The sequence below is a fragment of the Variovorax sp. P1_H12_2 genome, from assembly GCF_056405335.1.
In genome coordinates, this window is record NZ_JBFUCI010000204.1 from 1 (window position 1) to 10,851 (window position 10,851).

A 10,851-nucleotide genomic window follows, 5' to 3' on the forward strand; every position below is an offset into this window, starting at 1 on the left:
GCGTGAAGCCGCCGGTCTTGGTACGGGCGGGGGCGGGTGGGCGGCAGCGGACCTTACTGCCAGCTGCCGATGTCGGCATTCTTGCCTTCGCCACCGGGCTCGCCGTCGGCGCCGAGCGAAAACACGTCGATCTCGCCCTTGACGCCCGGATTCAGGTATTGGTAGGGCCGGCCCCAGGGGTCGTTCGGCAGTTTCTCGACATAGGGCTTCCAGTTGGGCGCCGCCGGGCCGCTGGTCGGGCGGGTCAGCAGGGACTGCAGGCCCTGCTCGGAGGTCGGATAGCGCTGGTTGTCGAGCCGGTACAGCTTGAGCGCCTGCATCAGGTTGTTGACGTCGGTCTTGGCGGCGGTCACGCGGGCATCGTCGGCCCGCTCGATGACGTTCGGCACGATCAGCGCTGCGAGCACGCCGATGATGACCAGCACGACCATCAGTTCGATCAGGGTGAAGCCGCGCTGCACGACGCGGACGGAAGAACGGTGGAAATTGGGCATGAAGGCGTGTAAGGGGAGCGGGGGTACGGAACTGGCCGTATTCACTGAATGATAATCCGGGGTGATGTCAGTTCCCTTTGTAACCAGCCGTTGGCCTGTGGCCGGTGCCACGACCGCTCTGTGGGCGCTGGCGGCGGCGAGCGTCGTGTTCTGGGGCCTGAGGCTCGCAGCGCCCTCAGGTGCCGTGGCGCCGCCGGCCGTGGCGAGCACCGCGCCGGCCGAGGTCGATCCCGCTGCGGTGGCGCAGGTGCTGGGCGCCGTGCCGACCCGCGCCGCAGCCGCCGTACAGCCCGATGCCGCGAGCCGCTTCGTGCTGCTCGGCGTGGTGGCCGATGCCGACCAGAAGGGTGCCGCATTGATCGCTGTCGACGGCAAGCCGGCCCGGCCGTTCCGGGTCGGCTATCCGGTCGCCGAAGGCTACGTGCTGCAGTCCCTGGACCGCCGCGCGGTCACGCTGGGCGCCAGCCGGGACTCGGCGCCTGCGTTCACCCTGCAACTGCCCACCAAGCCCCTGGCCGTGATGACCCCGCCGGCGCCACTGCCCCCGACCGGCCTCCCGCCGATGATGGCGCCGGTCGTGGCGCCGCTCACGCCGCCCCCGCCGCCCGTGAATGCGCCGCCCACGCCGCCCACGCCGCCCGTGACCGCACCCGCCGCGCCGCCGAGCTGAGACGCCGCCGGCCTCAGGCCTGCAGAAACAGTTTGTAAACCGGGTTGCCGGTCTCCTCGACGAAGGGATATCCGAGGGTGAGCAGAAAATCGTCGAAGGCCTGATGCTCGGCCGCAGGCACCTGCAGCCCGACCAGGATGCGCCCGTAGTCGGCGCCCTGGTTGCGGTAGTGGAACAGGCTGATGTTCCAGTTCGGCCGCAGCAGGCTCAGGAACTTCAACAGCGCCCCGGGCCGCTCGGGGAAGACAAAGCGCAGCAGCCGCTCTTCGTGCGCGAGCCCGGAGCGGCCGCCGACCATGTGGCGGATGTGCTCCTTCGCGAGTTCGTCGTGCGTGAGGTCGATGGCGCCGAAGCCGTGCGCCTCGAAAGTGTCGGCGATGGTCTTCGATTCGCCGCGCGTGGTCGTGGTCAGGCCGACGAACACGTGGGCCTCCTTCGAATCGCTGATGCGGTAGTTGAACTCGGTCACGTTGCGCGAGGCGCCCGGCAGCTGTCCGATCAGCTCGCAGAAGCGGCGGAAGCTGCCGCGCTCCTCGGGAATGGTCACGGCGAACAGCGCCTCGCGCTCCTCGCCGACCTCGGCCCGTTCGGCCACGAAGCGCAGCCGGTCGAAATTCATGTTGGCACCGCAGAGGATCGCGGCATAGGTCTCGCCGCGGGTGCCGCGGGCTTCGACATACTGCTTGATCGCCGCCACCGCGAGCGCACCGGCCGGCTCGACGATGCTGCGCGTGTCGATGAAGACGTCCTTGATGCCTGCGCAGACCGCGTCGGTGTCGACCGTGATGAATTCGTCCACCAGTTCGCTCGAGATGCGGAAGGTCTCCTCGCCGACCAGCTTGACCGCGGTGCCGTCGGAGAACAGGCCGACATCGGGCAGCGTCACGCGCTGGTGGGCGGCGACCGATTGAATCATCGCGTCCGAGTCGTTCATCTGCACGCCGATCACCTTGATCTCGGGTCGCACCGCCTTGATGTAGTTGGCCACGCCCGAGATCAGGCCGCCGCCGCCGATGGCGACGAACACCGCGTCAAGCCGGCCTTGGTGCTGGCGCAGCATCTCCATCGCGATCGTGCCCTGGCCGGCGATCACGTCCGGGTCGTCGAACGGGTGGACGAAGGTGAACCCATGCAGCTTCTGCTGTTCGAGCGCATAGCCGTAGGCGTCCGAATAGCTGTCGCCGTGCAGGTGCACCTCGCCGCCGAGCGCCCGCACGGCGTCGATCTTGAGCTGCGGCGTGGTCACCGGCATCACCACCACGGCCCGCGCCCCGAGCTTGTGGGCGCCCAGGGCGACGCCCTGTGCATGGTTKCCCGCCGACGCGCAGATCACGCCGCTCGCGAGCTGCTCGGCGCTCAGGTGCGCCATCTTGTTGTAGGCGCCGCGCAGCTTGAAGCTGAAGACCGGCTGCTGGTCTTCGCGCTTGAGCAGCACCGTGTTGCCCAGCCTGGCGCTCAGGGCGCGAGCGGGTTCGAGGGCCGATTCCACGGCCACGTCGTAGACGCGCGCGGTCAGGATCTTCTTGAGGTAGTCGGCGGGGGTGAGGGGCGCGGAAGATGAAGGCGTGGACATAGGGCCGCGATCATAGGCCTCGGCCACGTGCCGCACGGGGCCCAAGAAAAAAGCCCCGGGCCTTGCGGCTCGGGGCTAAATCCACCAATTGGGAGGGTGGAGGAGACAACCGGTGCACATGTGTCGATGTGCGATGAAATAAAGTATATCGGTTGATTGCTGCAATGCAACACGCGAGTTGCGCTTTTCGAACACTAAATCACGCTGCGGAGGGGTTTTGACCTCTGCCGCGGCTTCTGGAGGCCTGGAATCATGGAATGCACAGTGAGTTGGACCGGCAATGCCGGCACGCGGTCGGCGATGGGCTTCGTTGCCGAGACCGGAAGCGGCCATGTCCTGATGATGGACGGCGCGCAGGATGCCGCCAAGCCCGAGAACGGCGGCCAGAACCTGGCGGCCCGGCCGATGGAGACCGTGCTGGCCGGCACCGGTGGCTGCACCGCCTACGACGTGGTGCTGATCCTGAAGCGCGGGCGGCACCAGGTCGAGCGCTGCAGCGTCAAGCTGACCAGTGAGCGGGCCGAAAAGGATCCGAAAGTATTCACCAAGATCCACATGCACTTCACCGTGGCCGGCAAAGGCATCCCGGCCGCCGCGGTGGAGCGCGCGATCGCGCTGAGCCACGACACCTATTGCTCGGCCACCATCATGTTGGGCAAGACGGCCCAGATCACCACCAGCTTCGACCTCGTGGAACTGGGCTGAGGCACACGCGGCCGGCGCAGCCAGGCCTGTTGGGGAGACACCGCGGAACCGGCTTCGCCGGGCCGCTGGTGTTGCCCCCGGCAGGGGGTGGGCGGCTACACGAAGTGAGCCAACCTGGGGGCGAGCTAGACCCTATGGGCCACGGTGGTCATGACGCGGGACGCCATCCGCATGAGGGCCTTGGCGGGTGCCGGGAGCTCTCTGGCACCGGCGCTCCAGGCTTGTGCGGCATGGCGGGCTTCGTCGAGCTTCATCTGCTGGATCACCGCCCGGGAGGCGGTGTCGCCGGCCGGCAGGCGGTCGAGGTGACCATCCAGATGGGCCTCGACCTGGCGTTCGGTCTCCGCGACGAAGCCGAGGCTGGTCGCGTCGCCGAGCCGGCCCGCCAGCAGGCCCAGCCCGAAGGCGCCCAGGTACCAGACCGGATTCAGTACCGACGCATGGCTGCCCAGGTCGTCGAGCCGCTGCTGGGTCCAGGCCAGGTGGTCGGTTTCTTCGCGGGCGGCCTCGTTGAAATGCCGCCGCAGGGCGGGATCCCGTGTGACCGCTGCCTGCGCGGTATACAAGGCCTGCGCGCAAACCTCCCCCACATGGTTGACCCGCATCAGGGCGCCGGCTTCGTGCCGCTCGGCCTCGCTCAGCGAGCCCGGTGGCGTGGCGGGAGGGGGTGCCGTCCGCGTGGGATGCGGCTTGGCGAACATGGTGCGCAGCGCCGCGTCTGCCACTGCCAGGACGGAGTCAAGCGATCGGTTCATGACGCGATTGGAACCGATGTACGAAGTGTCACATGTTTCCGGTCGARATTTTTGCATCGTGAGACGAGGAGGGGTGCGAGAGCTTTGTTGCACCGCTGCAACGAAACGCTGCGCCCGGCCGCGTTTTCGGGCGAATTGTTTTGCCCTGATGAAGCGGCTCTGGTGCAATAGCGACAACTTCCCAAAAGGAGGTTGGCCCGGGGTCCGGTGGGAGCACTAAGTGCCAGTCACAGTGAGCCCTTCGCACCGGAGCCCTATGTTTAACCTTGGAGAAACTTGCAATGAAAAAATCTCTAGTTGCCCTGGCTGCTCTGGCTGTTGCCGGTATTGCCTCGGCTCAGTCGTCCGTCACCCTGTTCGGTGTGGTCGACGCCACGATCAACGGCATCTCGAACAAGACGGACCAGCCGGTGTTCCTGGGCAACGTCAATGGCGTGCCCATCTTCGGCACCCAGAGCGTCACGACCAGCAAGACGCAGCTGACCAACTCGGGCTACAACTCCAGCCGTCTGGGCTTCCGTGGTACGGAAGACCTCGGTGGTGGCCTGGCTGCCAGCTTCTGGCTCGAAGCCGGCATGAACAACGATGACGGCACCGGTGCTGCAACCGGTGGCGGCCTGAACTTCAACCGTCGTTCGACCGTCAGCCTGTCCGGCGCCTTCGGTGAAGTCCGCCTCGGTCGTGACTACACCCCGACGTTCTGGAACGACACCGTGTTCGATCCGTTCGGCACCAACGGCGTGGGCACCAACCTGATCTCGACCGCCAACGGTTTCAGCAGCAACGGCGCCCGCACGGGTGGCTTCACCGCGAACCAAAACTACGTTCGCGCCAGCAACTCCGTCGGCTACTTCCTGCCGCCGAACCTGGGTGGTTTCTATGGCCAGGTGATGTACTCGTTCAACGAGAAGACCAGCTACGATCCGGCCGGCCTGACCCCTCCCGGCTCGCTGGCGGTCGTGAACAACCCCGCGCTGCTGCTCGTTCCTGGCAATGAGCGTGCTGGCCGCTACGGTGGTGGTCGCGTCGGCTACGCCAACGGTCCCCTGGACGTTGCTATCGCCTACGGCCAAAGCACCATCGCGTCGAACTACTACGCAGGCACCACGAACAACCTGAACACCTGGAACCTCGGTGCTTCGTACGACTTCGGCGTGGTCAAGGTGTTCGGTGAATACTCGAATGCCGAACTCAAGCAAGAGAGCGCGACGGGCTTCATCGCTGGTGTGACCAACCCGTTCGGCTGGCGTAACCCTGGCGCTGACGGCTGGCTGCTCGGCGCGACCGTTCCTGTCGGTCCTGGCCTGATCCGCATGTCGTACTCGGCTGTCAACTACCAGAACACCGGCACCCTGATCAACCCGGCCAATCCGTTCCTCGGTTTCAATAACGATGCCAAGTCGGACAAGTGGGCCCTGGGCTATGTGCACAACCTCTCGAAGCGTACGGCCCTGTACGCAACGGTGGCGTACATCAGCAACAAGGACGGTGCTGACCTGACGCTGGGCGGCCCGGCTTTCTTCTCGTCGAGCAGCACCATCGTTACCGGAATCCCGAAGAGCTCGACGGGCTACGACTTCGGTATCCGTCACGCTTTCTGATCTGAGGCTGGCGTAAGCCAGCATCGATCGAAAGTCTGAGAAGCCACTCGACGAAAGTCGAGTGGCTTTTTTCATTCCAGCAGTGCGCTGCGCACCCCCGGGGAACCCCCGCATGGGCACGCAGATTGCTCTGCTAGCATCGTTGAACACTTCGTTTGCTGAATGATTGCTTTCGTACTGCGCCGCCTGATCCAGGCCGTGATCGTCATGGTCGCGGTTGCCTTCTTCGCCTTCCTGCTCTTCCAGTACGTGGGTGATCCGGTCGTCTTCCTGCTGGGCCAGGATGCCAAGCCCGAGCAGGTTCGCGAGCTTCGCTCCGCCCTGGGGCTCGACAAGCCCTTCTTCGTGCAGTTCTGGCACTTCCTCGTCAACGCCGCGCAAGGCGAGTTCGGCCTCAGCCTGCGTCAGGGCGCCAAGGTCTCGCGCTTGATCGGCGAGCGCTTCCCGGCCACGCTGGAGCTGTCGTTGGTCGCGGCCGTCCTCGCTCTCGCGATCGGCATTCCGATGGGTGTCTACACCGCGCTCAAGCGCGGCAGCTTCATGAGCCAGGTGTTCATGACGCTGTCATTGCTCGGCGTCTCTCTGCCGACCTTCCTGATCGGCATCCTGCTGATCCTGGTGTTCGCGGTGCACCTGGCCTGGTTTCCGAGCTTCGGCCGCGGCGAGACGGTGCAACTGGGCTGGTGGAGCAGCGGCCTGCTGACGTCCGATGGCTGGATGCACATCGTGCTGCCGGCGATCACGCTGGCGATCTTCCAGCTCACACTGATCATGCGGCTGGTGCGCGCCGAAATGCTCGAGGTGCTGCGTGCCGACTACATCAAGTTCGCGCGCGCGCGGGGCCTGTCGGACCGCGCGATTCACTTCGGCCACGCGCTCAAGAACACGCTGGTGCCGGTGATGACCATTACCGGACTGCAATTGGGCGGGTTGATCGCCTTCTCGATCATCACCGAGTCGGTCTTCCAATGGCCCGGCATGGGGCTCTTGTTCATCCAGGCCGTGACCTTCGCCGACATCCCGGTGATGGCGGCCTACCTGTGCCTGATCGCATTGATCTTCGTGACGATCAATCTCGTGGTCGACCTGCTCTATTTCGTGGTCGACCCGCGGTTGCGGATCGGCAACGCCGGAGGTCACTAGATGTGCGAAGAAAATCGAAATGACTGAATCCCGACTCCAGGCGGCCGGCAGGCCCTTCGCGCACATCGCCCGTTTCTATCCGGAGCTGACCGCTTTCCGGCGCGATCTGCATGCGCATCCCGAACTCGGATTCGAGGAGATCTATACCGCGGGCCGTGTCCGGGAGGCCCTGAAGGCGTGCGGCGTGGACGAGATTCACACGGGCATCGGCAAGACCGGCCTGGTCGGCGTGATCCGTGGCCGCTCGACGGCCAGCGGCCGCATGATCGGCCTGCGGGCCGACATGGACGCCCTGCCGATGTGCGAGGACAACGACTTCGAATGGCGCTCGGCAAAGCACGGCCTGATGCACGGCTGCGGGCATGACGGCCACACCGCGATGCTGGTCGGCGCCGCGCGCTACCTGGCCGAGACCCGCAACTTCGACGGCACCGCGGTGCTCATCTTCCAGCCCGGCGAGGAGGGCTTCGCCGGCGCCCGCGTGATGATCGAGGACGGCCTGTTCGACCGCTTCCCGGTCGACTCGGTCTACGCGATGCACAATTGGCCCGGCATGCCGGCCGGCACGGTCGGCATCAATCGCGGCGCGATGATGGCGGCCGCCGACCGCATCACGATCGACGTCGAGGGCAAGGGCGGCCACGGCGCGCATGCCTACCTGACGGTCGACCCGGTGGTGGTCTCGGCGCACATCATCACGGCGGTGCAGAGCATCGTGTCGCGCAACGTGCGGCCGATCGACGCTGCGGTCGTCAGCATCTGYGCCGTGCAGGCGGGCGACCTCGGGGCGATGAGCGTGGTGCCGGGCAAGGCGACGCTGGTCGGCACGGTGCGCACCTTCAGCTCCCGTGTGCAGGAGCAGGTCGAGCGGCGGCTGTCGGAACTGTGCAGCGCGGTGGCCGCGGGCTTCGGCGCCACCGCCCAGGTGAGGTTCGAGCGCATCTATCCGGCCACCATCAACTCCGCGCCCGAGGCCGTGTTCGCGGGCGACGTCGCGCAGTCCCTGGTGGGTGCGCACAACGTCGAGCGCAACATGGAGCCGAGCATGGGCGCCGAGGACTTCTCCTTCATGTTGCAGAAGAAGTCCGGTGCCTACCTGCGCATCGGCCAGGACGCCCGGGGCGGCGCCTTCCTGCACAACAGCAAATACGATTTCAACGACGAGATCCTGCCGTTGGGCGCCGCCTTGCACGCGGGCCTGGTCGAGCAGGGCATGCCGCTGGCCGCCAAGGCCGGCAAAACAGGAACCAGGACCGTCTCGTCGACGGCATCCTGAGTCATTTCAACCCGAGGAGTGCTTCTCATGAGTCTGAAGAAAAGTGTGGTCGCGGCCGCGATCCTGTCCGTGCTGGCGACCGCGAGCCTGATGGCTGGCGCGCAAACCATTCGGATCGCGAACCAGGGCGATGCACTGTCGCTCGATCCGCACTCGCTCAACGAATCGCTGCAGCTCAGCGTGGCCGCCAACGTCTACGAGACGCTGACCGGGCGCAACAAGGACCTGAGCCTGGCGCCGCTGCTGGCGACGAGCTGGAAGCAGACCTCGCCGAACGTGTGGCGCTTCGAACTGCGCAAGGGGGTTCAATTCCACGACGGCACGCCGTTCACGGCGGACGACGTGGTCTTCAGCTTCGCACGCGCCAAGGGCGACGGCTCCGACATGAAGGCCACGCTGAGCGACATCAAGGAAGTGCGCAAGGTCGACAGCCATGCGGTCGAGATCGAGACCGCCGGCGCGTTCCCGATCCTGCCCGACGTGATCTCGCTGACCATGATCATGAGCAAGAAGTGGTGCGAGGAGAACGGCGCCGCCAAGCCGGTCGACAAGCGCAAGGGCATCGAGAACACGGCCTCGTTCAAGGCCAACGGCACCGGGCCCTTCCGCGTGCGCGAGCGCCAGCCCGACGTTCGCACCGTGTTCACCCGCAACGCCACCTACTGGGGCAAGATCGAGGGCAACGCGCAGGAAGTCATCTTCACGCCGATCGCCAATCCCGCGACCCGCGTCGCCGCCCTGGTGTCCGGCCAGGTCGACGTGATGGAACCGGTGCCGGTGCAGGACATCGCGCGCATCACGGCGAGCCCGAACGCGCGCGTGATCGCCGGCCCCGAGCTGCGCACGATCTTCCTGGGCATGGACCAGAAGCGCGACGAACTGCAGTACTCCAGCGTCAAGGGCAAGAACCCGTTCAAGGACAAGCGCGTGCGCCAGGCCTTCTACCAGGCGATCGATATCGTCGGCATCCAGAAGACCGTGATGCGCGGCGCCTCGCGCCCGACGGCCCTGCTGGTGGGCCCCGGCGTCAACGGCTGGACCGCCGAGCAGGACAAGCGCCCGTCCTACGATGTCGACGCCGCCAAGAAGCTGCTGACCGAAGCCGGCTACCCGAACGGCTTCGAGGTCACGATGAACTGTCCGAACGACCGCTACGTGAACGACGGCCAGATCTGCCAGAGCATCGCGTCGAACCTGGCGAAGATCGGCGTCAAGATCAATCTCGCAACCGAGACCAAGGGCACCTACTTCCCGAAGATCCTGCGCCGCGACACCAGCTTCTACATGCTCGGCTGGACCCCGACCACCTACGACGCACACAACGCGCTGTCGTCGTTGACCGCGTGCCCGGACGACAAGGGCACCGGGCAGTTCAATCTGGGCGCCTACTGCAATCCCAAGCTCGACGAGCTGACCAAGAAGATCCAGTCCGAGAGCGACAAGGGCAAGCGCAACGAGCTGATCAAGGAAGCGTTCGCGATCCATGCGGACGACGTCGGTCATCTGCCGCTGCACCAGCAGTCGCTGGCCTGGGGCGTGAGCAAGAAGGTCGAGCTGACGCAGTTGGCCGACAACTTCATGTACTTCAAGTGGATGAGCATCAAGCCTTAGTACATGAGCCCCCACGCTCCGTCACTGCGTGTACTCGCTGCCCCCCGAGGGGGCAGTCGCAGGCCGCCCGCCAGAGCGAAGCGCGGACTTCGCCGCGCTGGCGGCCCGGCGCCGGCCTGATCTCCTCTGGCCAATAGGCGCCTTCTTTCCGCTCCTCGATGAAAAAAACTCTAGCCCGCTGGCTCGACAGCGATGTCGGACACAGCTTCCGCAGTTCGCCGGTCGCGATGTTGGCCGCTGCGATCGCTTTCGCCTGTCTGTTCGCTGCGGTGTTYGCCGGTTGGGTGACGCCGCACAATCCCTTCGACCTCGCACTGCTCGAGCTCGGCGATGCGCGCCTGCCGCCGGCCTGGAGCGCGGAGGGCTCTTCCAAATACCTGCTGGGCACCGACGACCAGGGCCGCGACATTCTTTCGGCCGTGATCTACGGCGCACGCATCTCGCTCATCGTCGGCCTGGTGTCGGTGGTGCTCTCGGTCGTGGTCGGCGTGCTGCTCGGACTGCTCGCCGGCTTCTGGGGCGGCTGGCTCGATGCCTTCCTGATGCGCGTCTGCGATGTCATGCTGTCGTTCCCGCCGATCCTCATCGCCTTGCTGATGGCCGGCGTCGGTCGGGCGCTGTTTCCCGATGCGCCGACCTCGGTGGCCTTCGGCGTGCTGATCGTCGCGATCTCGATGACCGGCTGGGTGCAGTACGCGCGCACCGTGCGCGGCTCGACGCTGGTCGAGCGCAGCAAGGAATACGTGCAGGCGGCGCGCGTGACCGGTGTCTCGCCCTGGCGCATCATGGTGCGCCATGTGCTGCCGAACGTGATGGGTCCGGTGATGGTGCTGGCGACGATCCAGGTCGCGACCGCGATCATCACCGAAGCCACTCTGTCCTTTCTGGGCGTCGGCGTGCCGCCGACCTCGCCGTCGCTGGGCACGCTCATCCGCGTCGGCAACGACTACCTGTTCTCGGGTGAATGGTGGATCACGGTGTTCCCGGGCGCGATGCTGGTGCTGATCGCGCTCAGCGTGAACC

The 10,851-nt window shown here is 66.0% G+C and carries 10 protein-coding genes; 7 read left to right on the top strand and 3 right to left on the bottom strand.

Annotated features, from left to right (window positions below; genetic code table 11):
* Positions 1-53 precede the first annotated feature (53 nt).
* A complete protein-coding gene (gene gspG / locus AC1D2K_RS19835) occupies positions 54-494 on the bottom strand; it encodes a type II secretion system major pseudopilin GspG (protein ID WP_478090543.1) in 441 nt (146 codons plus the stop codon).
* Between the two features lie 97 nt (positions 495-591).
* Here gspG and AC1D2K_RS19840 point away from each other — a divergent pair, with 97 nt between their 5' ends.
* On the top strand, positions 592-1,164 hold the full coding sequence (locus tag AC1D2K_RS19840; protein WP_478090544.1) for a type II secretion system protein N: 573 nt from the start codon (positions 592-594) through the stop codon (positions 1,162-1,164).
* A 13-nt stretch (positions 1,165-1,177) separates the two neighbouring features.
* On the opposite strand, the gene ilvA is transcribed toward AC1D2K_RS19840, so the two are convergent.
* Positions 1,178-2,737, bottom strand: coding sequence for a threonine ammonia-lyase, biosynthetic (gene ilvA, locus AC1D2K_RS19845; RefSeq protein WP_478090545.1), 1,560 nt, complete (start codon positions 2,735-2,737; stop codon positions 1,178-1,180).
* A 252-nt stretch (positions 2,738-2,989) separates the two neighbouring features.
* Here ilvA and AC1D2K_RS19850 point away from each other — a divergent pair, with 252 nt between their 5' ends.
* Positions 2,990-3,442 (top strand): OsmC family protein, encoded by a 453-nt coding sequence (locus AC1D2K_RS19850; protein WP_478090546.1) that lies wholly within the window; start codon positions 2,990-2,992, stop codon positions 3,440-3,442.
* Positions 3,443-3,567: 125 nt separating this feature from the next.
* Here the strand turns inward: AC1D2K_RS19850 and coq7 are convergent, their stop codons facing one another.
* On the bottom strand, positions 3,568-4,197 hold the full coding sequence (gene coq7 / locus AC1D2K_RS19855; protein ID WP_478090547.1) for a 2-polyprenyl-3-methyl-6-methoxy-1,4-benzoquinone monooxygenase: 630 nt from the start codon (positions 4,195-4,197) through the stop codon (positions 3,568-3,570).
* Positions 4,198-4,478: 281 nt separating this feature from the next.
* Between coq7 and AC1D2K_RS19860 the strand changes: the two genes are divergently transcribed.
* From AC1D2K_RS19860 to AC1D2K_RS19880, 5 genes are all read left to right on the top strand, one after another.
* Positions 4,479-5,798 carry a porin gene (locus tag AC1D2K_RS19860; protein WP_478090548.1) on the top strand — a complete coding sequence of 440 codons (1,320 nt, stop codon included), beginning with the start codon at positions 4,479-4,481 and terminating at the stop codon, positions 5,796-5,798.
* Between the two features lie 162 nt (positions 5,799-5,960).
* Positions 5,961-6,941, top strand: a complete 981-nt coding sequence (locus AC1D2K_RS19865; protein WP_478090549.1) for an ABC transporter permease — start codon at positions 5,961-5,963, stop codon at positions 6,939-6,941.
* A gap of 19 nt (positions 6,942-6,960) precedes the next feature.
* The gene (locus AC1D2K_RS19870) at positions 6,961-8,217 is read left to right on the top strand and encodes a M20 aminoacylase family protein (RefSeq protein WP_478090550.1); all 1,257 of its coding nucleotides are present in this window, start codon (positions 6,961-6,963) and stop codon (positions 8,215-8,217) included.
* Between the two features lie 27 nt (positions 8,218-8,244).
* Positions 8,245-9,828, top strand: a complete 1,584-nt coding sequence (locus AC1D2K_RS19875) for an ABC transporter substrate-binding protein (RefSeq protein WP_478090551.1) — start codon at positions 8,245-8,247, stop codon at positions 9,826-9,828.
* A gap of 158 nt (positions 9,829-9,986) precedes the next feature.
* A partial coding sequence (locus tag AC1D2K_RS19880) for an ABC transporter permease (RefSeq protein ID WP_478090552.1) occupies positions 9,987-10,851 on the top strand: 865 nt, incomplete at its 3' end.

Coding starts and splice junctions, on each gene's coding strand:
- gspG (WP_478090543.1), bottom strand. CDS start 494: ATGCCCAATTTCCACCGTTCTTCCGTCCGCGTCGTGCAGCGCGGCTTC.
- AC1D2K_RS19875 (WP_478090551.1), top strand. CDS start 8,245: ATGAGTCTGAAGAAAAGTGTGGTCGCGGCCGCGATCCTGTCCGTGCTG.
- AC1D2K_RS19865 (WP_478090549.1), top strand. CDS start 5,961: ATGATTGCTTTCGTACTGCGCCGCCTGATCCAGGCCGTGATCGTCATG.
- AC1D2K_RS19850 (WP_478090546.1), top strand. CDS start 2,990: ATGGAATGCACAGTGAGTTGGACCGGCAATGCCGGCACGCGGTCGGCG.
- AC1D2K_RS19860 (WP_478090548.1), top strand. CDS start 4,479: ATGAAAAAATCTCTAGTTGCCCTGGCTGCTCTGGCTGTTGCCGGTATT.
- coq7 (WP_478090547.1), bottom strand. CDS start 4,197: ATGAACCGATCGCTTGACTCCGTCCTGGCAGTGGCAGACGCGGCGCTG.